This window comes from Octadecabacter sp. R77987 (genome assembly GCF_042466115.1).
In the GTDB taxonomy this organism is placed as follows: Bacteria; Pseudomonadota; Alphaproteobacteria; order Rhodobacterales; family Rhodobacteraceae; genus SW4.
In genome coordinates this window covers 1,981,983-2,002,834 of the sequence record NZ_JAXHBQ010000001.1, presented here as the reverse complement: position 1 = coordinate 2,002,834, position 20,852 = coordinate 1,981,983, and the positions used below count along the sequence as shown (strand labels likewise).

At 57.4% G+C, this 20,852-nt stretch carries 18 protein-coding genes and 1 tRNA gene; 11 read left to right on the top strand and 8 right to left on the bottom strand.

Going from position 1 to position 20,852, the window contains the following annotated elements; all coding sequences use genetic code 11:
- Positions 1-57: 57 nt before the first annotated feature.
- The 5 genes from galU (at position 58) to SJY21_RS10130 (ending at position 6,332) form a co-directional block, all read left to right on the top strand.
- Positions 58-951, top strand: coding sequence for a UTP--glucose-1-phosphate uridylyltransferase GalU (gene galU, locus SJY21_RS10150; protein ID WP_377509847.1), 894 nt, complete (start codon positions 58-60; stop codon positions 949-951).
- 69 nt (positions 952-1,020) lie between these two features.
- Positions 1,021-2,151 carry a glycosyltransferase family 4 protein gene (locus SJY21_RS10145; protein WP_377509844.1) on the top strand — a complete coding sequence of 377 codons (1,131 nt, stop codon included), beginning with the start codon at positions 1,021-1,023 and terminating at the stop codon, positions 2,149-2,151.
- 48 nt (positions 2,152-2,199) lie between these two features.
- Entirely contained in the window at positions 2,200-3,210 is a 1,011-nt protein-coding gene (locus SJY21_RS10140) for a glycosyltransferase family 2 protein (RefSeq protein ID WP_377509841.1), read from the top strand.
- Positions 3,207-4,904, top strand: a complete 1,698-nt coding sequence (locus SJY21_RS10135) for a beta-1,6-N-acetylglucosaminyltransferase (RefSeq protein ID WP_377509838.1) — start codon at positions 3,207-3,209, stop codon at positions 4,902-4,904. Before SJY21_RS10140 ends, SJY21_RS10135 begins: the two co-directional genes overlap by 4 nt.
- A gap of 3 nt (positions 4,905-4,907) precedes the next feature.
- On the top strand, positions 4,908-6,332 hold the full coding sequence (locus SJY21_RS10130) for a sulfotransferase family 2 domain-containing protein (protein ID WP_377509835.1): 1,425 nt from the start codon (positions 4,908-4,910) through the stop codon (positions 6,330-6,332).
- Here SJY21_RS10130 and SJY21_RS10125 read toward each other — a convergent pair.
- From SJY21_RS10125 to SJY21_RS10090, 8 genes are all read right to left on the bottom strand, one after another.
- The gene (locus tag SJY21_RS10125) at positions 6,329-6,793 is read right to left on the bottom strand and encodes a PTS sugar transporter subunit IIA (protein WP_377509832.1); all 465 of its coding nucleotides are present in this window, start codon (positions 6,791-6,793) and stop codon (positions 6,329-6,331) included. The genes SJY21_RS10130 and SJY21_RS10125 overlap by 4 nt on opposite strands.
- A 34-nt stretch (positions 6,794-6,827) precedes the next feature.
- The gene (gene hpf, locus SJY21_RS10120) at positions 6,828-7,403 is read right to left on the bottom strand and encodes a ribosome hibernation-promoting factor, HPF/YfiA family (RefSeq protein ID WP_377509829.1); all 576 of its coding nucleotides are present in this window, start codon (positions 7,401-7,403) and stop codon (positions 6,828-6,830) included.
- Between the two features lie 222 nt (positions 7,404-7,625).
- A complete protein-coding gene (lptB, locus tag SJY21_RS10115; RefSeq protein ID WP_377509826.1) occupies positions 7,626-8,387 on the bottom strand; it encodes an LPS export ABC transporter ATP-binding protein in 762 nt (253 codons plus the stop codon).
- The gene (lptA, locus tag SJY21_RS10110) at positions 8,387-8,875 is read right to left on the bottom strand and encodes a lipopolysaccharide transport periplasmic protein LptA (protein ID WP_377509823.1); all 489 of its coding nucleotides are present in this window, start codon (positions 8,873-8,875) and stop codon (positions 8,387-8,389) included. The genes lptB and lptA overlap by 1 nt, the downstream gene beginning before the upstream one ends.
- Before the next feature lie 136 nt (positions 8,876-9,011).
- The gene (locus tag SJY21_RS10105) at positions 9,012-9,482 is read right to left on the bottom strand and encodes a hypothetical protein (protein ID WP_377509820.1); all 471 of its coding nucleotides are present in this window, start codon (positions 9,480-9,482) and stop codon (positions 9,012-9,014) included.
- A 4-nt stretch (positions 9,483-9,486) separates the two neighbouring features.
- The gene (locus SJY21_RS10100; RefSeq protein WP_377509817.1) at positions 9,487-10,455 is read right to left on the bottom strand and encodes an SIS domain-containing protein; all 969 of its coding nucleotides are present in this window, start codon (positions 10,453-10,455) and stop codon (positions 9,487-9,489) included.
- Between the two features lies 1 nt (position 10,456).
- Complete coding sequence (locus SJY21_RS10095) at positions 10,457-11,068, bottom strand: ribonuclease D (RefSeq protein WP_377509814.1); 612 nt, start codon at positions 11,066-11,068, stop codon at positions 10,457-10,459.
- A 77-nt stretch (positions 11,069-11,145) separates the two neighbouring features.
- Positions 11,146-11,232: transfer RNA gene (locus SJY21_RS10090), tRNA-Leu, on the bottom strand.
- A gap of 199 nt (positions 11,233-11,431) precedes the next feature.
- Between SJY21_RS10090 and SJY21_RS10085 the strand changes: the two genes are divergently transcribed.
- From SJY21_RS10085 to gltB, 6 genes are all read left to right on the top strand, one after another.
- Positions 11,432-12,409: a complex I NDUFA9 subunit family protein gene (locus SJY21_RS10085; RefSeq protein ID WP_377509811.1), complete on the top strand. Its 978-nt coding sequence runs from the start codon at positions 11,432-11,434 to the stop codon at positions 12,407-12,409.
- 5 nt (positions 12,410-12,414) lie between these two features.
- On the top strand, positions 12,415-13,221 hold the full coding sequence (locus SJY21_RS10080) for an undecaprenyl-diphosphate phosphatase (protein ID WP_377509808.1): 807 nt from the start codon (positions 12,415-12,417) through the stop codon (positions 13,219-13,221).
- Between the two features lie 156 nt (positions 13,222-13,377).
- A complete protein-coding gene (locus SJY21_RS10075) occupies positions 13,378-14,811 on the top strand; it encodes an NAD(P)-dependent oxidoreductase (RefSeq protein ID WP_377509806.1) in 1,434 nt (477 codons plus the stop codon).
- The gene (locus SJY21_RS10070; protein WP_377509803.1) at positions 14,808-15,488 is read left to right on the top strand and encodes a hypothetical protein; all 681 of its coding nucleotides are present in this window, start codon (positions 14,808-14,810) and stop codon (positions 15,486-15,488) included. The genes SJY21_RS10075 and SJY21_RS10070 overlap by 4 nt, the downstream gene beginning before the upstream one ends.
- Positions 15,485-16,195, top strand: a complete 711-nt coding sequence (locus SJY21_RS10065; RefSeq protein ID WP_377509801.1) for a hypothetical protein — start codon at positions 15,485-15,487, stop codon at positions 16,193-16,195. The genes SJY21_RS10070 and SJY21_RS10065 overlap by 4 nt, the downstream gene beginning before the upstream one ends.
- A gap of 11 nt (positions 16,196-16,206) precedes the next feature.
- Complete coding sequence (gltB, locus tag SJY21_RS10060; protein ID WP_377509798.1) at positions 16,207-20,745, top strand: glutamate synthase large subunit; 4,539 nt, start codon at positions 16,207-16,209, stop codon at positions 20,743-20,745.
- The last annotated feature ends 107 nt before the right edge of the window (positions 20,746-20,852 follow it).

The following is a 20,852-nucleotide window of genomic DNA, read 5'->3' as shown; positions in this document are numbered from 1 at the left end:
GTGTTAAGCTTAACCAAATGATCCCGAACACATCGGGGCTGGTGAGTGGGTAGCAAGATGAAGAAAAAAGTAACCAAGGCAATTTTTCCTGTGGCCGGTCTGGGGACACGGTTCCTTCCTGCGACGAAATCGGTGCCCAAGGAAATCATGACGCTGGTTGATCGCCCCTTGATCCAATACGCGATTGACGAGGCGCGTGCGGCAGGCATCAAGGAATTTATCTTTGTCACATCGCGCGGGAAATCCGCGCTTGAGGACTATTTTGACCACTCGCCCGAGCTTGAGAACAATCTGCGCAAAAAAGGTAAAGATGATCTGCTTGAGGTTCTCAAAACCACCAACATGGATAGCGGCGCGATTGCCTATATCCGCCAGCACAAAGCGCTTGGCCTTGGTCATGCGGTCTGGTGCGCGCGCCGTCTGGTGGGGAATGAACCCTTTGCCGTGATCCTGCCTGACGACGTGATCGCAGCCGAAAAGCCCTGCTTGCAGCAGATGGTCGAAGCGCATGCCGAAACCGGTGGCTGTATGGTTGCCGCGATGGAAGTGCCACAAGACAAGGCATCGTCCTATGGTGTGCTTGATATCAAAGAGGACATGGGCAGCATGGTGTCCGTCAAAGGCATGGTCGAAAAGCCCCCTGCTGACGAGGCGCCATCGAATTTGGCCGTGATCGGCCGCTATATTCTGACTCCGAAGATTATGCAGAACCTGAACCGGATCAAATCGGGCACAGGCGGCGAAATTCAACTGACCGATGCCATTGCCGAAGAAATTGCGCAGGATCGCGATGTTTACGGGTTCCGGTTCCGTGGTCAACGGTTTGACTGCGGTTCCAAGGCGGGGTTCCTTCAGGCGACTGTGGCCTTTGGTTTGGCCCGTGAAGACCTGCGCGAAGAATTCGGCCAGTATCTCGGCGAGATGATGTCGATGCGTCAGGCCGCGCAGTAGGTCCCGTTGGACCATATTCCACCCACACGATTACTGAACCTTACGCGGTTGATGTCGCGCGCCGGGCGTATGCTCACCGGCGTTGATCGGGTCGAACTGGCCTATCTACGCCAGTTTCTTGCCGATGATACGCCCGCCTTTGGATTGATCCGCACGTCGCTTGGCTGGCTTTTGCTGGATCGGAACGGCATCCGGGCTTTTGATGCGGCGGTTCTGTCCGGAGATTGGGGCCGCGCGGGGCTGTTGTCGCGGCTTTCGCGCAGATTGACTAAGCCGCAACAAGCGGCACTTGGATTTGCGCGACGACATGCGATCAAGCGGGCTCGTCCGCGCAACCTGAAAGTGTTGATCGCCGGTTTGGGCGATGTGGACTACTATACCGTTGCGCACAGCAATCTGACCCGAGCCGCGTTGCGACCGTTTCGATACGAAGGCAACCGCGTGAATGTCCTGATCCATGACATCATACCGCTTGAACTGCCGGACATGCAGCGGCCCAATACCGTTGCGCAGTTTCGCGACAAGATCAGTGCTGCGATTGGGCTGGCGGACCGCATCATCTTTAATTCGCAAGACACCAAAGACCGGTTGGATGCCTATATCGCGCGCGAAGATCTTGACCCTTATGCTGGTTCGGTCGTGGCGCATCTGGGCGCGGATCTGGCCGTGCCTGATGTAACTGCGATCCCGCAAGAACTTGACCTGACCCGACCCTATTTTATCACCGTTGGCACAATTGAACCACGCAAGAACCACAGGCTTTTGCTGGATGTCTGGGAAAGGTTGGGTGCCGATGCGCCGCAGTTGTTCATCTGTGGCAGCCGGGGTTGGCAGAACGAGGACGTGTTCGCGCGCCTTGATGCCGGCATCGTGGGCGTCACCGAGTTGGCGGGCCTAAGTGATGGCGCGATTGCCGCGCTGACCCAAAACGCGCGCGCGATGCTGTTCCCTTCGTTTGCCGAAGGATTCGGCCTTCCGCCCGTCGAAGCGGCAGCGCGGGGAACGCCCGTAATCTGTGGCGATCTTGCCATCTGGCGCGAAGTGCTGGGCGACAGGGGCGTTTACCTAGACGTCACAGACAGTTATGAGTGGGAAAAGGCAGTTAAATCGATCGCAGAGCAGCAGGATTCACGCGCCAGAAGCAAGATGATCGCGCCAAGTTGGGCAGATCATTTCAAGATCGTGTTAAGCATGACATGATATCGCGGGTGTGTGAGGCTGGGCGCCTCTGAAGATCAAGGGAACTAGATGGGTGCTTGGCAGTCATATCGGCTCAGGTTGCAGCGCAAGCGCTGGCGCATCCGTGCGTTTCGCAAACGTCGGCAACTGAAACCGGTTCAGGACCGCACCAAGCAGATCAAAAAGGGCGATATCCTCGTCTTTTCGACCTTCCGAAACGAAGACATCCGCCTGCCCTATTTCCTGAAGTATTATCGCGACAAGGGTGTGAACCATTTTCTGATGGTTGATAACGACAGCGATGATGGCGGGCGCGAATACCTTGCCGACCAGCCCGATGTGTCACTATGGACGACCAAGGGAAGTTACAAACGCGCGCGGTTCGGGGTCGATTGGCTCAACTGGTTGCAGTTGAAATACGCGCACGGGCACTGGTGCCTTGTGGTCGATCCGGACGAATTTCTGGTCTATCCGTTTTGTGATACCCGCCCTCTGCGTGCGCTGACGGACTGGCTTGATGCATCGTCGATCAAATCCTTCGGGGCGATGTTGCTGGATATGTATCCAAAGGGGCGCATTGATGATGTGCCATACCAGCGCAATCAGGACCCGATTGAAATCGCATCGTGGTTCGATGCGGGCAATTATTCGATCTACAAGAACCACAAGTTCGGCAACCTGTGGATTCAAGGCGGGCCACGTGCGCGCAAGTTTTTCCCGGACGAACCCTGGCGCGCGCCAGCGCTGAACAAAATTCCGCTGATAAAGTGGGACCGCCAGTATGCCTACGTCAGTTCGACCCATATGGTGCTGCCGCGCGGGTTGAACCTTGTTTACGACGAATGGGGTGGCGAAAAGGCGAGCGGCGTTCTGCTGCACACCAAGTTCCTGGACACCTTCAGCGTCAAGGCCGCCGAGGAATTGGCGCGCAAGCAGCACTATGCAAATAGCCACGAATACAAGGCCTATGCATCGGGTCTGTCAGACGATCCCGATCTTTGGTGCAAGTGGTCGGAAAAGTATATCAACTGGCGGCAGCTGGAAATTCTGGGCCTCATGTCCAAGGGGAACTGGGCATGACCGTCGGGATTGTCATGCTGGTTCACGATGCGCTGGACCGCGCCGAACAGGTGATCCGCCACTGGTCCGCCAGTGATTGCCCTGTGGTTGTCCACGTCGATAAATCTGTTGATCGCGCAACGCATGATGCCTTTGTAACCGCGCTGTCGGACCTACCTGATGTGCTGTTTTCCAAGCGGCACCGTTGCGAATGGGGCACTTGGGGTATCGTTGCCGCATCACAAAGCGCCTCCGAAATGATGCTCGAAAAGTTTTCACAGGTCCGCCACGTCTATCTGGCGTCCGGGTCGTGCATGCCCTTGCGCCCGGTGGCTGAACTTCAACGCTATCTTGATGCCCGCCCGCGCACCGATTTTATCGAAAGCGCAACAACGGCGGATGTGCCGTGGACAGTTGGTGGGCTTGATCACGAAAGGTTCACGCTGCGGTTTCCGTTCTCGTGGAAAAAGAATCGGTTCCTGTTTGACCGCTACGTTGAATTTCAGCGGCGTTTCAAATTGTATCGCAGCACGCCGGACGGGATCGTGCCGCATATGGGCAGCCAATGGTGGTGCCTGACGCGACAGACCCTTTCGGCGATCCTGCAAGACCCTGACCGCCCGACCTATGACCGCTATTTCAGCAAGGTCTGGATCCCCGACGAAAGCTACTTCCAGACGATTGTGCGGCTTTACTCGCAAAACATCGAAAGCCGGTCGTTGACCCTGTCCAAGTTCGATTTTCAGGGCAAACCGCATATTTTCTACGACGATCACCTGCAACTCTTGCGCCGCTCTGACTGTTTCGTTGCACGCAAGATTTGGCGCCATGCGGATCGGCTTTATGACACCTTCCTTGGCGACGACGCCGGCGCGATGAAGGGTGCGGAACCCAATCCGGGCAAGATCGACCGGATTTTCGCCAAAGCCGTTGACCGGCGCACACGTGGTCGCGCAGGCCTGTATATGCAAAGCCGCTTTCCCAATGAAAACTGGGAGAACGGTTTTACTTCGGCCCCCTATTCCGTGTTTCAAGGGTTTGGCGACCTGTTCGAGAATTTCGACTCGTGGCTGGCCAAGGCCACAGGCGCACGGGTGCACGGCCATCTTTTCGCGCCCGATGTTGTCGAATTTGAAGGGCGGCAGGAAACCTTTAGCGGGGCCTTGTCCAACAACCCCAATATCCGCGACTACAACGCGCGCATGTTCCTGACCAATCTGATCTGGAACACGCGGGGTGAACGCCAGTGTTTCCAGTTCAGCCCGCGCGATAGCCAGATCATCAACTGGGATATGGCCAAAGACCCGAACGCGCAGATCAGCGTGATTTCCGGTGCCTGGGCTGTGCCGCTGTTTCAGTCCAACCGCAACTTTGCCGATCTGCGGGCCGAGGCGGCGGCACTGCAAAAGATCGAAAGCGATCACTTGAACATCTTGCGGTCGCCCTATGCCAAGGCGCGTATTCGCATTTGGAGCATGGCGGATTTTGTCGAAAGCCCCATGGAAGCCTTGCAAAGCATCGTTGATGAAATGGGTGGCAAAAGCCTGCGCCGACTGGCCGAAGCGCCCCGCCTGGTTGATCTGACGGGTTTCGGCCAGTTCCTGCAAAACCTCAAGAATCAGGGGATGCACCCTTATTTGATGGGTGACTTTCCAACCGAAGCGGCCCCCGACAATGTGCAACCCAAACCGCGCAAACCCTATTTGGTCAGGTAACTTATGGCATCTTTTGACTATTTTGTTGTGTTTGCCGAAATGCGGACGGGGTCCAATTTCCTTGAAACCAACATCAACGCATTCGACGGGTTGGCCTGTGTTGGCGAGGCATTCAATCCGCATTTCATCGGTTATCCGAACCGCGAAGAAATTCTGGGGGTTACACGGTCGGAACGCGATGCTGATCCTGATCGCTTGATCGGACGGATCAAAGATAACCCTGATACGCTGACCGGCTTTCGGTTTTTCAATGATCACGACCAACGCGCGCTTGATATCTGCCTGCCTGACCCGCGCTGCGCCAAGGTGATCCTGACGCGCAATCCTGTCGAAAGCTATGTAAGCTGGAAGATCGCGCAGGCGACCGGCCAATGGAAACTGACCAACGTCAAACATGCCCGCGCCGAAAAGATCGAGTTTGATGACACTGAATTCGCGGGCCACCTTGCAGCGCTTCAGGAATTTCAAGTGCGTTTGCTGAATGCTCTCCAACGGTCCGGTCAGACTGCGTTTTACATGGCCTATGAAGACCTCCAGGATGTCGCGGTGATGAATGGATTGGCCGCATATCTGGGGTGTGATGCGCGCCTTGAAGCGCTCGACAAAAGCCTGAAAAAGCAAAACCCAAGCCCGATGTCCGATAAGGTCAAGAATTTTGACGAAATGGAAATCGCGCTGGGACAGATTGACCACTTCAACCTGACCCGTACACCCAATTTTGAACCACGCCGCGGTCCGGCCGTGCCAACTTTTGTGGCAGCGCCGCAAAGCCCGCTGTTATATATGCCTGTCCGTTCCGGCCCTGAAGCGGTGATCAATCAGTGGCTTGCCGCGCTAGACGGGCAGGATCAGGACGCGCTGATTTCCGGCTTTAACCAGAAAAGTATCCGCCAATGGAAGCGCCAACACGTTGGCCATCGCGGTTTTACGGTGGTGCGCCATCCGGTTGCGCGCGCCCACGCGGCATTTTGTGACCGCATTTTGCAGACCGGACCGGGGAGTTATGGCGAAATCCGTGCTACGCTGCGCCAACAGTTCAAGCTGCCGATCCCCAAAGACGCACCCGATGACACATATGACAGACAGGCGCATCGCACGGCGTTTCTGGCGTTTCTTGCCTTTCTCAAGGCCAACCTTGCGTCACAAACCGGTATTCGGGTCGATGCCGCTTGGGCCTCGCAAGCCGAGGTGCTTCAGGGGTTCGCCAATTTCGTGTTGCCCGACCTGATTTTGCGCGAAGACCGGCTTGGCGAAGACCTTGCGATACTCGCAGCACAGGTCGGCAAGGATACCATGCCCCGCCCTGCCGAGGTCAGCGATCCGCATGCGGCGCGTCTGGCCGAGATTTACGACGATGAGATCGAGCTTGCGACCCGCGCCGTTTACCAGCGCGATTACATGACTTTTGGTTATGACGCGTGGGGCTAGGCCGCCTGGGTTGCGTGCACTTCGGTCAAGATGGAATGCAGCGTATCGGGCTCTGCATTCGCGCGCAGTTTGGCGCAGACATCAGCGTCGCGCATGGTGCGTGACACCAGTGCCAGCGCCTTGAGGTGTTCGGCACCAGCCGTTTCGGGGGCCAGCAGTGCAAACACCAGATCGACAGGTTGGCGATCAACCGAATCGAAATCGAGCGGCTTTTCCAAACGCACAAACAGCCCGCAAACCGTGTCCAAACCCGGCAGCCGTGCATGGGGCAGGGCAACGCCGTGCCCGACACCTGTCGGGCCAAGCGCTTCGCGATCAAGCAGTGCCTCGACAACGTCGGTTTGGGAAAGTTCAAACGCGTCTTGCGCCATTGCGCCAAGATCATGGAACAAACGTTTCTTGCTCGTGGCGGCGCCAATCACTTTAACGCCGTCCAGTCGCAACAGATCCGATAGCTGCATTGGTCTTGTCCCTTAGCCGGGCTTGTGCCGACCTCTAGCCTGAATTTCGTGGATCAACCCAGCCGATGTTTCCATCGTCGCGCCGGTAAACAACGTTGACCCCGTTATGTCCTTCGTTCCGAAAAACCAGAACCGGAGCATTTGCCAATTCCATCTGCATGACCGCCTCGCCGACCGAAAGCGAAGGGATCTTCGCTTCCATTTCGGCCACGATCATTGATGTGACATTCTCTGGTTCGGTGTCTTCCGACTCCTCCGATGCGGCGAGGATATAGGAGCCTGCGTCCGAAAGTTCAACAGGTTGTGAACGATCCTTGTGGTGATCCTTCAACCGGCGCTTGTAGCGGCGCAGCTGTTTTTCCATTTTTTCGCTACAGCCGTCGAAAGCTGCATAGATTTCAGTGGCATGGGCCTTGGCTTGTGCTGTCAAACCAGTCGACAAATGCACAACAGTTTCACAGACAAATTCATGTCCCGACTTGGAAAATACCACATAAGCCTCGGTGGGTCGGCCGGCGTATTTGTCAAAAATTTCCCCAAGTTCGGTTTTCACATGGGTTTGAAGCGCTTCGCCAATGTCGATTTGCTTGCCACTGATTTGATACCGCATCGTTCCTCCTTTGTGTTCAGGCACGCGCAGTTTTCCAAACGGGACCAAGCCCGGCAAAAACTGCAGGTTACGGATATGATGGCAAAAACTTGGTTCTATGACACCGGTCTGGCCCAAAAGCCCGACGTCTGGTGCAGGAGAAAACCAAGTGTGTCATCCCCATCATTTGGCGACAGATCAGCCAAGGTGTCAATGGGTTGCCACGACAATCAGCGGGAACAATTAGTTAACGCGGAAGCTTTGCCCCAGATAGACGCGGCGCACGTTTTCATCCTGGACGACTTCTTCTGCGGTCCCTGTCATCAGGACTTTGCCGTCGTGCAAAATATAGGCGCGATCCACGATTTCGAGCGTTTCACGCACATTGTGGTCTGTGATCAGCACGCCGATACCGCGCTTTTTCAGATCGGCAACAAGGTGCCGGATTTCGCCCACTGCGATCGGGTCAACGCCGGCAAAGGGTTCATCCAAAAGCACGTATTTCGGCCCGGCTGCAAGGCAGCGCGCTATTTCAACGCGACGACGTTCGCCCCCTGACAGGGCAAGGGCGGGCGCGCGGCGCAGGTGTTCGATCGAAAATTCGCTAAGCAATTCTTCAAGCTTTTCGCGGCGCGCACGGCGGTCCGGTTCAGCGATTTGCAAAATGGCGAGGATATTGTCCTCGACCGACATGCCGCGAAAGATCGACATTTCCTGTGGTAGATAGCCGATGCCCAGCTTGGCGCGCCGATACATTGGAAGTGCTGTCACATCGCGCCCGTCGATGACCACATGCCCGCCTTCGGGGGTCACAAGACCGGCGATGGAATAGAAACATGTGGTCTTGCCTGATCCGTTCGGGCCTAGCAGCGCTACAACCTCACCGCGTCCAAGGTCCATCGACACGTCGCGGATCACGACTTTTTTGCGATAGCTTTTGCGCAGGTTGACGATGCGCAGCCCCAAGTCGCCTTCGGTAACGGTCAGTTCAGGCGAATCGGCCATCAGTTGTCGGCCTGCTGAAATACGGTGCGCACGCGGCCGTCCATGCGCGCAGTGCCGGTTTCCAGGTTGACGGTCATGCGGTCGGCAGCAATCGCGCTGGCACCTTGGGTCACAAGCACGTCACCGCTAAGGGTCATCTGCCCGGTTTCCAGATTGTAGGACGCACTTTGCGATTCGGCTGCCTCGGTTGCGGTGACAAAAGTGACGCCGCCCGTGATATCGAGCGAGTCGATCTCGCCGGTCGTGTCATCATAGACCACGCGCACCTCTCCGGCGGACAAGCGCAAATCACCCTGTCCGATCACAACGTTGCCCGTAAAGACCGCAACGCCTGTGTCCTGATCCACGCTTAGGCTGTCGGCGGTGATTTCAAGCGGTGCGGACGGGTCGGCGTTCAGACCACCCAGGGTGATCGCAGTGCCTTGCGCCACAGCAGGCAGGGCAAGAAGCGAGAACACAACAAATGCAAGGGCGCGCGAAAGTGACAATTGGAAAATTCCTTATTCCTGCGGCGTGTATATCAGGCGAACGCCCTCGTTGAAAAGCATCCGCTGCCCATCGGCCCCTTCGGGCGTTTCGATCAACAATTGCCCCGCTGTTAACGACCCGAATGGCGTGCGAACTTCAAGCGCGCCGTGCGAACTCGATCCGCCCCGAAGCAAGCGAGGCTGTCAGCCCGCTGGTCTCCATTTCGTAGCCGTTGGATGTGACGACCCGCGCAAGCCCTTCAAGGCGTGCAATCCGTTGTTCGGTGTTCACAAAACCCTCGCCTGCGCGAATCTGGATATGCGTGCCTTCGGCGGTGTCAATTTCAGCGTTCAGCCCATCAACCAAAAAGCTGCGTTCACCTTCTACGGGGCGCGCGGTTTCGGCAGAGATGGAAATCACCGAACCGTCTTCGGACATGCCCGTGAAATTGGGTGATGCGATCCGCGGCTCGCGCGCGATGGCCTCGATTTCGGCGTAGGGAATTTCTGATTCGCCGCCGCTTTTCCCCGAATACAGGAACAGTGTCGAAAGAAGGGCGATAGCGGCCAGCGGCAAGGCAACCTTGAGATAGGCGACGACCTGCGAGTACAGGTTATCGGCACCCATCGGCCTAAACGACCCCGGCCCGCAGGCAATCGTGGATGTGCAGGATGCCCTTGGCGTTCCTTGATCCTTTGGGGTCGACAACAAACAGGCAGGTGATTTTCTTGGCGTTCATGATCGCAACAGCCTCCTCGGCCAAAGATTCGGGGCCAATCGTCGTTGGTGCTTTGGTCATCACCTCGCCCGCTGTCAGGTCAAGCAACCCGTCCATGTTGCGGCGCAGGTCGCCATCGGTGACGATCCCGCAAAGGTAGCCTTCGTCGTCCAGAACGCCAACCACACCAAAGCCCTTCTGGCTGATTGTCAGCAAGGTATCGCTCATCGGGGACTTGATGCTGGCCAGAGGAACCGCGTCACCGCTGTGCATCAGATCGCCGACTTTGGATAGGCGCGCGCCCAGTTTGCCACCTGGATGAAATTCACGAAAGTTTTCGGGTGTGAATGCGCGGTGTTCCATGATTGCGACCGCGAGGGCATCACCGAGGGCCAGCGTCATCGTTGTGCTAGTCGTGGGGACAATGCCGGTGGTGCAGGCTTCGGCGACATTGGGCAAAACGATACCCACATCCGCCTGTTTCATCAGCGTGCTGTCGGGGCGACTAGCGACCCCGATCAGTGGAATGCGAAAGCGGCGCGTGTAGGCAACCATGTCTGCCAGTTCGGGTGTTTCGCCGGAATTGGACAGCACCAACACCACATCGCCCTGCGCCATCATGCCAAGATCGCCGTGGCTGGCCTCGGCGGGGTGGACGAAATGCGCGGGCGTGCCGGTGCTGGCGAAAGTCGCGGCCATCTTGCGCGCGATATGGCCGGACTTTCCCATGCCTGACACGATGACGCGGCCTTTGGCGTTCAGCAGCAATTCAACCGCATCAGCAAAGGGTTGCGAAAGACCTTGGGCAAGCGTGTTCAGCGCATCGGCTTCGGTGGTGATCACGCGGCGGGCGGTTTGCAGGAATGTTTCTGAATTTGGCATATCAGTGCGCGAAAATGTCGATTTCGGGCCAGCCCATCAGGTCAAGCTGCGCGCGCATCGGTAGAAAATCAAAACAGGCCTGCGCCATTTCGGCGCGCCCTTCGCGGGCAAGGCGTTTGTCCAACTCCTCGCGCAGCTTGTGCAGGTAAAGCACATCGCTTGCGGCGTAATCCAGCTGTGCCTCGGTCAGGGTTTCGGCACCCCAATCGGACTGTTGCTGGTGTTTGGAAATATCCACGCCGACCAGATCTTGCAGAAGAAACTTCAGCCCGTGCCGATCGGTAAAGGTGCGCACCATCTTCGATGCGATCTTGGTGCAGTAAACAGGGGCCGTGACCACGCCAAAGGCACCAAGCATCGCCGCGATATCAAACCGGCCAAAGTGGAACAGCTTCAGCACATTCGGATCGGCCAGCATTTTAGAAAGATTTGGCGCACTGGTCTGCCCCCTGGCCACCTGAACCAGATGGCAGTTTCCGTCACCGCCCGACATCTGGATCAGACACAGCCGGTCACGATGCGGGTTCAGACCCATCGTTTCGCAATCAATCGCCACAACAGGGCCAAGATCAAGCCCATCGGGCAGGTCGTTCTGGTAAAGCGTGTTGGTCATCGGCGAAACTCATCTGATAGGGCGTTGCCCCGTCATATAGCAGCCGTCCGCAGCATCACAATGTCTAAGGGGATGAATGGTGCCCAGAAGAGGACTCGAACCTCCACACCGTTGCCAGTACTAGCACCTGAAGCTAGCGCGTCTACCAATTCCGCCATCTGGGCACAGATCGCATGACGGGCGATGTAAGGGGGCAGGCGGGCGCTGTCAACGCGATTCCGTATTGCGTGTGAATTGGTGGCACAAAGATGGTCATGCCTGAAACCTGCGCAGGAAATCTGCGCAAACTGTGCCCAAATGCGCCTTGTTTCACGGGGGGCAGGGGGGTAAACCCAAGCGCAAGCAGAAGTAGGGAAGCACGTCATGGCCAAACTTGTCACGATTTTCGGCGGATCAGGGTTTGTCGGGCGCTATATCGCCCGCCGTATGGCCAAAGAAGGCTGGCGCGTCCGCGTTGCCGTCCGCAACCCGAACGAGGCGATGTTCGTGCGCACCTATGGTGTTGTCGGACAGGTCGAGCCGGTCTTTTGCAACATTCGTGATGATTCCAGTGTTGCCGGGGTGGCGCATGGTGCTGATGCGGTCGTGAACTGTGTTGGTGTGCTCGACGAGATTGGCAAGAATACCTTTGACGCTGTGCAGGCCGAGGGCGCGGAACGCGTTGCGCGGATCGCTGCATCGCAGGGAATCACCCGTATGGTGCAGATTTCGGCGATAGGTGCCGATGCCGAGTCCGACAGCGAATATGCGCGCTCCAAAGCCGCAGGCGAGGCGGGCGTTTTGCAACACATGCCTGATGCCATGATTCTGCGTCCGTCGATCATTTTCGGGCCAGAGGATGATTTCTTTAACCGCTTTGCCGGCATGACACGTTTCGGGCCTGTTTTGCCTGTGGTTGGAGGGGATACCTTGTTTCAGCCGGTCTATGTCGATGATGTTGCACAGGCTGCGGTGCTTGGCGTGACGAAAAATTTGACAGGCATCTACGAACTTGGCGGCCCCGATGTGCAGACATTCCGCGAATTGATGGGCACGATGCTGCATGTGATCCGCCGCCGTCGGATGGTTGTGAACATTCCCTTCCCGATTGCCCGCATGATGGCGTTTGGGTTCAGCGTTGGCCGTATGTTGTCGTTGGGTCTGGTGCGCGGGCCGTTGACCAAGGATCAGGTGATCAACCTCAAAACTGACAATATCGTCGCTGATGGGGCGCAGGGATTTGCGGCATTGGGTATTGCGCCTGTGCCAATGGAGGCGATCCTTCCTGACTATCTGTGGCGCTTCCGCCCATCGGGCCAGTATAGCGAGATCAAGGAATCCGCGCGTAACCTCAAGGCCTGAATTCAATGACAGAACCCACAACGTTGGTCGCCCTTTTCCTGGGTCTCTTGGAAGGGCTGACGGAGTTTATCCCGGTTTCATCCACGGGCCACTTGTTGTTGGCCGGTCATTTCCTTGGGTTTGAAAGCGCGGGCAAGACATTCGAAGTGGTGATTCAGCTTGGCGCTGTCTTGGCAATTCTGACGCTGTATTCTGCCAAGTTGTGGGCTGTGTTTCGTGATGCACCCCATGATCCAGCTGCGCGGCGGTTTATCATGTCGGTGCTGATCGCCTTTTTGCCAGCGGTGATTATTGGCGTTCTGGCCCATGATTTCATCAAGACAGTGCTGTTTGAAACGCCAATGCTGATTGCCGTGATGTTGATCCTTGGCGGGATCGTGCTGCTGTTTGTCGATCAGATTGCGCCGCTCGCTGTTCATGATGATGCGATGCAAGTTCCGATCAAGAAATCGCTGGCGATTGGTGTGATTCAGTGTTTGGCCATGATCCCCGGAGTTTCGCGGTCGGGCGCGACGATTGTCGGCGCGTTGATGCTGGGTGTCGGCAAACGCGCGGCGGCCGAGTTTTCGTTCTTTCTGTCGATGCCGACGATGGCGGGTGCCTTTGCCTATGACCTTTATAAAAACCGCGATGTGCTGGATGCCTCGGCGCTGGGCGAAATCGCTGTCGGTTTTGTTATGGCATTTTTGACGGCAGTCGTCGTTGTGCGCTGGGTGCTGAACTACGTGACGCGCAACGGATACCGCATTTTCGGCTGGTGGCGAATCGTCGTGGGTGGCCTGGCCATGACGGCACTTTTGGCCGGGTATTAGCCACTAGGTAAGCAATACTGACTTAAATTCACGGGTGCAGCGAAAAAATATTTGGCCAACGTGCTGAAATACAGTATTTAGGTCAGCAATACTGACTTTTCATTCACCTGACCTCATTCTATCAGATACCTTCGGGATCATGACGGAGGATGTGGCATGGCTGGTCAAAAGATGTTGAAATTCGTGACGGTCGAACGGGACATGCCCGAAAAGCGCGTGCCCGATCTGCGCCGTCAGGATTTTGACGAGATTTATGCCGAATACGCCCGTGACAAGGCCGCCGAGCAGGCAAGCCGGTGCAGCCAGTGCGGTGTCCCTTACTGTCAGTCCCATTGTCCGCTGCACAACAACATCCCCGACTGGCTGCGCCTGACAGCCGAAGGGCGGCTGGAAGAAGCCTATGAGGTAAGTCAGGCCACCAATACATTCCCCGAAATATGTGGTCGCATTTGCCCGCAAGATCGCCTGTGCGAAGGCAATTGCGTGATCGAGCAATCGGGCCACGGCACCGTAACCATCGGTGCTGTTGAAAAATACATCACCGACACTGCGTTCGATCGGGGTTGGGTCAAGCCGATCCGCCCCGCCGTTGAACGCACCGAAAGCGTGGCAATCATCGGCGCCGGTCCCGGCGGATTGGCCGCCGCTGACCGCCTGCGCCGCGCCGGTGTGCAGGTCACGGTCTATGATCGTTATGATCGCGGCGGCGGCTTGCTGACTTATGGCATCCCCGGATTCAAACTGGAAAAAGACATCGTCATGCAGCGGATGGCGCAGCTTGAGGATGGCGGCGTTGAATTTGTCCTGAACTGCAATGTCGGCGAGGATCTGAGCTTTGATGCCATTCGCGGCAAACACGACGCGGTGCTGATCGCGACGGGCGTTTACAAAACCCGCGACTTGCAAGCCCCCGGATCAGGTGCCGAAGGGATCGTGCGCGCGATTGATTATCTGACCGCCAGCAACCGCAAAAGTTTTGGCGATATCGTCGAGGAATTTGAAAGCGGCGAGTTGAACGCAGCTGGCAAGCGCGTGGTCGTCATTGGTGGTGGTGACACGGCGATGGACTGTGTGCGCACGGCGATCCGTCAGGGTGCCGAAAGTGTGAAATGTCTGTATCGCCGCGACAAGGCCAACATGCCCGGCTCGCAACGCGAAGTGCAGAATGCCGAGGAAGAAGGCGTTGAATTTGTCTGGCTCGCGGCCCCAAAGGGGTTCACAGGCGATGCCGTCGAAGGTGTCATGGTGCAAAAAATGCGCCTTGGCGCGCCGGATGTGTCCGGCCGCCAGATGCCCGAACTGATAGAGGGCAGCGACTATGTCGAAGGGTCAGATCTTGTGATCAAGGCGCTGGGCTTTGAACCCGAAGACCTGCCAACCCTTTGGGGTGTGCCTGATCTGGAAGTGACCCGCTGGGGCACGATCAAAGCGGATTTTGGCACCGGCAAAACCAATCTTGATGGTGTCTATGCAGCAGGCGATATCGTGCGGGGTGCCAGCCTTGTGGTTTGGGCAATCCGTGACGGGCGCGAAGCGGCGGATGCAATCCTTGACTACATCAGCCAAGCCGCAAGCGTGGCCGCAGAATGATCCGCGCCGCTACTGTTCTTGCGCTGCTTGGTGGGCCTGTTTTTGCCCAGTCTTTCCAGCCGCCCCAGGGCTGCACCGGAACACTGACGGTGCAATATCGCGCGTGTATCGTGTCGAATGTCTGGACCTGCGAGGCCGATGCCGAAGGTGATCAGTGGATCGCCGTGTTTTCGCAGATGGGTCCGTTTCAGGTGCGCAAGGTCGATAACGAATTCCAGTGGCTTGAAACGTATTATGCAAACCCGCCGCGCACCGAGACAATGGTTCTGCCTGCACCCGATCCGGAAAGTCTGACAGTTTTGTTTGCCGAAGGGTACGACACCTACGACTTTACGACGGTGCCCAGCATCAACGCCCAACCGGAACGCTATGTCGGCTATGATCGCCTGACGGGCGAGACAACGGTGATTGATGGCGAACCTTTGTTGAACACCGAATACGCCTATGATCAGCTTGATCCCCAAGGCAACATCATTGCGTCAAACGCCGGGCGTCAGTATGTCAGCGAACGCCACCGCCTGTTTTTCTTTGGCACCTCGTGGAGCACAGACGCGCCCGACGATCAGTTTGATGCGTCACCTGTCGAATTTGTCTATCCGGGCGAGGCGGGCTTTTTCACAGACCAGCCGAAGTTTGGTTGTGGCGCCATCATGAGCAGTTACGGGGTCGCGCAATGATCCGCGCTGCCCTGACCTTAGCCATGCTTGCGGGCCCTGCCGCGGCGCAGACCTTCAACCTGCCGCAAGGATGCGAAGGGTATGTAACGATTCAAAAGCGCGAATGCATGGTCACGCATAATTTCATCTGCGCGACCGACCCCGAAGGTTACCAGCGCCGCGTTGATCTGACGCAAACGGGCATGGTCTATATGTCGACCATTGATGCGGAAACACAGTGGGTCGAAAGCTTTAGCCCGCTGTCTGGCGAAACCGAGGTTCTTGGCCCGGTGATCGAAGACGCCGCCTCATTCAGTGACCTGCTTGAAGTGGGCGCGGACTCGTGGAATTTCAGCACGACATCGGATCGAGTTGGCGTGACCCAGTTTACGGGTCTGGATCGTCTCACCGGTCGCACGGTCGTGATTGATGGCGTGCAGCTGGAAGAAACCGAATTTGAAATGACAGTGCGCAACGTGAACGGCCAGGAACTGTGGCGTTCCGAGGGGCGCGAGTTCATTCACCGCGACTGGCGCGTCTTTGTGTCCGGCACCCGCCAGATCACCACACCGGATGAATCCTATGGCCGCGATAGCACGCCGGTTGAATTTTCCTTTCCGGGCGAGCCGGGCTTTCTGGCCGCCGAACCGATCTATGACTGTGACGTTATTCTGTCCTTGGCAGAGCCCGTCGATATTCCCTTGCCCACGCTGGCAAGCGCACCATGAAGGAGCATACCATGACGCAATATGATGACCGCTGGGCCGCCGCTGAAACCGCCCGCCGCGAATGGTTGGCCGAAAACGGCCTTTATGCCCACGAGGACGAAAAGGCCAATTGCGGCGTCGGCCTTGTTGTGTCGATTGATGGCAACAAGTCCCGCAGCGTTGTGGAAAACGGCATTGCCGCGCTCAAGGCGATCTGGCACCGCGGCGCTGTCGATGCGGATGGCAAGACAGGTGATGGTGCCGGTATCCACGTGCAAATTCCCGTCGATTTCTTTTACGATCAAGTCCGCCGCACGGGCCACGAACCCCGCAAGGATGAAATGATCGCCGTTGGGCAGGTGTTTCTGCCCCGCACGAATTTCGGAGCACAGGAAACCTGCCGCACGATCATCGAAACCGAAGTCCTGCGCATGGGGTATTACATTTATGGCTGGCGTCATGTGCCGGTCGACATCTCCTGTCTGGGTGAAAAGGCCAATGCGACCCGCCCCGAGATCGAACAAATCCTGATTTCAAACGCCAAAGGCGTGGACGAGGAACAGTTCGAGCGCGAGCTTTACGTCATTCGGCGCCGGATCGAAAAAGCATCCGCCGCAGCGGGTATCCGCGAGTTGTATCTGGCATCGTTGTCGTGTCGTTCGATCATCTACAAGGGTATGATGCTGGCCGAGCAGGTCGCCGAGTTTTACCCCGACCTTATGGATGACCGGTTCGAGTCCGCTTTTGCGATCTATCACCAGCGATATTCAACCAACACGTTCCCGCAGTGGTGGCTGGCGCAGCCGTTCCGGATGCTGGCCCATAACGGCGAAATCAACACGCTCAAGGGCAACACCAACTGGATGAAAAGCCACGAAATCCGCATGGCAAGCGCCACGTTTGGTGACATGGCCGAGGATGTTAAGCCGATCATTCCGCTGGGATCGTCCGATTCCGGCGCGCTTGATGCGGTGTTTGAAATCCTTGTGCGCGCGGGCCGCAGTGCGCCCATGGCCAAGACAATGCTGGTGCCTGAAAGCTGGTCGAAACAGGCGACCGAACTGCCACAAGCATGGCGCGATATGTATTCTTACTGCAACTCGGTGATGGAACCCTGGGATGGTCCGGCCGCCCTTGCCATGACGGACGGGCGCTGGGTTTGCGCAGGTCTTGATCGCAACGGGCTGCGCCCCATGCGCTATGTCGTGACAGGTGACGGCCTGCTGATTGCAGGTTCCGAGGCCGGGATGGTGCCGATTGACGAAGCATCCGTTGTCGAAAAAGGCGCGCTTGGCCCCGGCCAGATGATTGCTGTGGACATGCGCGATGGCGGTTTGTTCCACGACGTCGAAATCAAGGACAAGCTAGCTGCGGGCCGGTCGTTTGGTGAATGGGTCGGCAAGATCAACGAACTGGACGAAGCGCTTGGCTCCGTGACCGAAGCGCCGCTTTTTGAAGGTGGCGAGCTGCGCAAGCGCCAGATCGCTGCGGGCTATACCATTGAAGAGCTTGAGCAGATTTTGGCCCCGATGGCCGAGGACGCCAAGGAAACCCTTGCGTCCATGGGGGATGATACGCCCAGCGCGGTGCTGTCCGAGAAATACCGCCCGCTGTCGCATTTCTTTCGCCAGAACTTTAGTCAGGTCACGAACCCGCCCATTGACAGCTTGCGCGAATTTCGCGTGATGAGCCTCAAGACACGGTTCGGCAACCTCAAGAACGTTCTGGACGAGGATTCCAGCCAGACCGAAATTCTGGTGCTCGACAGCCCGTTTGTGGGCAATGCGCAATGGGACGCCTTGAAGGCGGCATTCAACGCGCCTTGCACCGAAATTGACTGCACCTTTGACGCTGACGGTGGTCCGGCTGCCCTTGGGGTTGCGTTGGAACGTATCCGCGCCGAGGCCGAAGATGCCGTGCGTTCGGGTGCTGGTCACCTGATCTTGACGGATCAGTTTCAGGGGCAGGACCGTGTGGGGATGCCCATGATCCTGGCGACCAGCGCTGTGCACAGTTGGCTGACGCGCAAGGGTCTGCGCACGTTCTGTTCGCTGAATATCCGGTCAGCCGAGTGTATTGACCCGCACTATTTTGCCGTTCTGATCGGTTGTGGTGCAACGGTTGTGAACGCTTATCTGGCCGAAGACTCGCTTGCTGACCGGATCGGGCGTGGGTTGCTTGAGGGCACCCTGACCGAGGCGGTGGCGCGCTATCGCACCGCGATTGATCAGGGCTTGTTGAAGATCATGGCCAAGATGGGGATTTCGGTGATTTCATCCTATCGCGGTGGCCTGAACTTTGAGGCTGTGGGCCTGTCCCGCGCCATGGTCGCAGAATATTTCCCCGGTATGCAGTCGCGCATTTCCGGCATTGGCGTCAGCGGTATCCAGAAAAAGGTTGCCGCCGTTCATCAGGCCGGCTGGCGTGGTGGCAGCGATGTGCTGCCCATCGGCGGGTTCTACAAAGCGCGCCGTTCGGGTGAAAAGCACGCATGGGAAGCGCAGACGATGCACTTGCTGCAGAACGCATGTAACCGCGCGTCCTATGAGGTGTGGAAGCAGTATTCGTCGCTGATGCAGAACAACCCGCCGATCCATTTGCGTGATTTGCTGGCGATCAAACCCATGGGTGACGCGATCCCGATCGAGGAAGTCGAAAGCATCACCGCGATCCGCAAGCGGTTCGTCACGCCGGGCATGTCGCTGGGCGCCCTTAGCCCCGAGGCGCACAAGACACTGAACGTGGCGATGAACCGGATTGGCGCAAAGTCTGACAGTGGCGAGGGTGGCGAAGACCCCGCGCATTTCGTGCCCGAACCCAATGGCGATAACCCCTCAGCCAAGATCAAGCAGGTGGCGTCGGGGCGTTTTGGCGTCACAGCCGAATACCTGAATCAGTGCGAAGAACTGGAAATCAAGGTCGCGCAGGGTGCCAAGCCCGGCGAGGGAGGCCAACTTCCGGGGATGAAAGTCACCGACCTGATCGCGCGTTTGCGCCATTCGACAAAAGGCGTGACGCTGATCAGCCCGCCGCCGCACCACGATATCTATTCGATCGAGGATCTGGCCCAGTTGATCTATGATCTGAAACAGATCAATCCGCGCTGCAAGGTGACAGTGAAACTGGTCGCCAGTTCCGGTGTTGGCACGATTGCTGCCGGTGTGGCCAAGGCGAAGGCGGATATCATCCTCATTTCCGGTCACAACGGCGGCACGGGCGCATCGCCTGCCACCAGCATCAAATATGCAGGACTGCCGTGGGAAATGGGCCTGACCGAGGCGCATCAGGTCTTGTCGATGAACAACCTGCGCAGTCGTGTGACCTTGCGGACCGATGGCGGTTTGCGCACGGGGCGTGACATTGTCATGGCGGCGATGCTGGGCGCCGAAGAATACGGTATCGGCACCGCCGCGTTGATCGCGATGGGCTGCATCATGGTGCGTCAGTGCCAAAGCAACACCTGTCCGGTTGGTGTCTGCACCCAAGACGAAGCCCTGCGCGGCAAGTTCACAGGCAATGCCGACAAGGTTGTGAACCTGATTACCTTTTACGCCACCGAGGTGCGTGAAATCCTCGCTAGCATCGGCGCGCGGTCGTTGGATGATGTGATTGGCCGCGCTGATCTGTTGACGCAGGTCTCGCGCGGGTCGGCGCATTTGGATGATCTTGATCTGAACCCGCTGCTGATCACGGTCGATGGTGCAGCCGACATTGTTTATGATCGCAACAAGCCACGCAATGCCGTGTCTGACACGCTGGACGCCGAAATCGTCAAGGATGCGGCGCGTTTCCTCAATGACGGGGAAAAGATGCAGTTGGAATACGCGGTGCAAAACACGCTACGCACTATTGGCACACGCACGTCCAGCCACATCGTCAAGAATTTCGGGATGCGCAACGCGCTGCAACGCGACCACCTGACGGTGAAACTGAAAGGGTCCGCAGGTCAATCGCTGGGAGCGTTCGCAGCACCCGGTCTCAAGATCGAGGTGTCGGGCGATGCCAACGATTATGTCGGCAAGGGCTTGTCGGGCGGCATGATCACCGTGCGGCCACCAATGGCCAGCCCGCTGGTGGCGTCCGAAAATACCATCATTGGCAACACCGTTCTTTATGGCGCGACGGATGGCTATCTGTTCGCGGCAGGGCGCGCGGGTGAACGTTTCGCGGTGCGCAACAGTGGCGCGAAGGTCGTGATCGAAGGCTGCGGCAGCAACGGATGTGAATACATGACCGGTGGTGTGGCGGTGATCCTTGGTTCAATCGGTGCGAACTTTGGCGCCGGTATGACAGGCGGCATGGCGTATCTTTATGACGAAGATGGGGATATGGCCCCGCTGATCAATATGGAAACACTGGTGACCTGTCCTGTGACAGTCGAACACTGGGAGGACCAGTTGAAAGGCTTGATTGAGGAACATCTGGCCGAGACGGGAAGCCGCAAGGCCGCGGATATTCTGCAGCACTGGGACTATGAAAAAGCCAAGTTCTTGCAGCTTTGTCCCAAGGAAATGCTGGTTCATATCCCCGCGCCACTGTCACACGAAAGCGCAGCGGTGCCCGCCGAATAACTGTTTCGAGATCACGAACAATACCGCAAAGCCGGGGTCGATTGGCCACGGCTTTGCCTCAATTTGACTAAAACTTACCCTCAGGTAACCCTAATCGCGGCACATTT

Bases quoted from the DNA above. Each gene is read 5' to 3' on its own strand.
- SJY21_RS10135 (WP_377509838.1), top strand. From the start codon at position 3,207: ATGACCGTCGGGATTGTCATGCTGGTTCACGATGCGCTGGACCGCGCC.
- SJY21_RS10075 (WP_377509806.1), top strand. From the start codon at position 13,378: ATGGCTGGTCAAAAGATGTTGAAATTCGTGACGGTCGAACGGGACATG.
- SJY21_RS10105 (WP_377509820.1), bottom strand. From the start codon at position 9,482: ATGGGTGCCGATAACCTGTACTCGCAGGTCGTCGCCTATCTCAAGGTT.
- lptB (WP_377509826.1), bottom strand. From the start codon at position 8,387: ATGGCCGATTCGCCTGAACTGACCGTTACCGAAGGCGACTTGGGGCTG.
- SJY21_RS10095 (WP_377509814.1), bottom strand. From the start codon at position 11,068: ATGACCAACACGCTTTACCAGAACGACCTGCCCGATGGGCTTGATCTT.
- gltB (WP_377509798.1), top strand. From the start codon at position 16,207: ATGACGCAATATGATGACCGCTGGGCCGCCGCTGAAACCGCCCGCCGC.
- SJY21_RS10085 (WP_377509811.1), top strand. From the start codon at position 11,432: ATGGCCAAACTTGTCACGATTTTCGGCGGATCAGGGTTTGTCGGGCGC.
- SJY21_RS10145 (WP_377509844.1), top strand. From the start codon at position 1,021: ATGCTCACCGGCGTTGATCGGGTCGAACTGGCCTATCTACGCCAGTTT.
- SJY21_RS10125 (WP_377509832.1), bottom strand. From the start codon at position 6,793: ATGCAGCTATCGGATCTGTTGCGACTGGACGGCGTTAAAGTGATTGGC.
- SJY21_RS10130 (WP_377509835.1), top strand. From the start codon at position 4,908: ATGGCATCTTTTGACTATTTTGTTGTGTTTGCCGAAATGCGGACGGGG.
- SJY21_RS10140 (WP_377509841.1), top strand. From the start codon at position 2,200: ATGGGTGCTTGGCAGTCATATCGGCTCAGGTTGCAGCGCAAGCGCTGG.
- SJY21_RS10065 (WP_377509801.1), top strand. From the start codon at position 15,485: ATGATCCGCGCTGCCCTGACCTTAGCCATGCTTGCGGGCCCTGCCGCG.
- galU (WP_377509847.1), top strand. From the start codon at position 58: ATGAAGAAAAAAGTAACCAAGGCAATTTTTCCTGTGGCCGGTCTGGGG.
- SJY21_RS10080 (WP_377509808.1), top strand. From the start codon at position 12,415: ATGACAGAACCCACAACGTTGGTCGCCCTTTTCCTGGGTCTCTTGGAA.
- SJY21_RS10100 (WP_377509817.1), bottom strand. From the start codon at position 10,455: ATGCCAAATTCAGAAACATTCCTGCAAACCGCCCGCCGCGTGATCACC.
- SJY21_RS10070 (WP_377509803.1), top strand. From the start codon at position 14,808: ATGATCCGCGCCGCTACTGTTCTTGCGCTGCTTGGTGGGCCTGTTTTT.
- hpf (WP_377509829.1), bottom strand. From the start codon at position 7,403: ATGCGGTATCAAATCAGTGGCAAGCAAATCGACATTGGCGAAGCGCTT.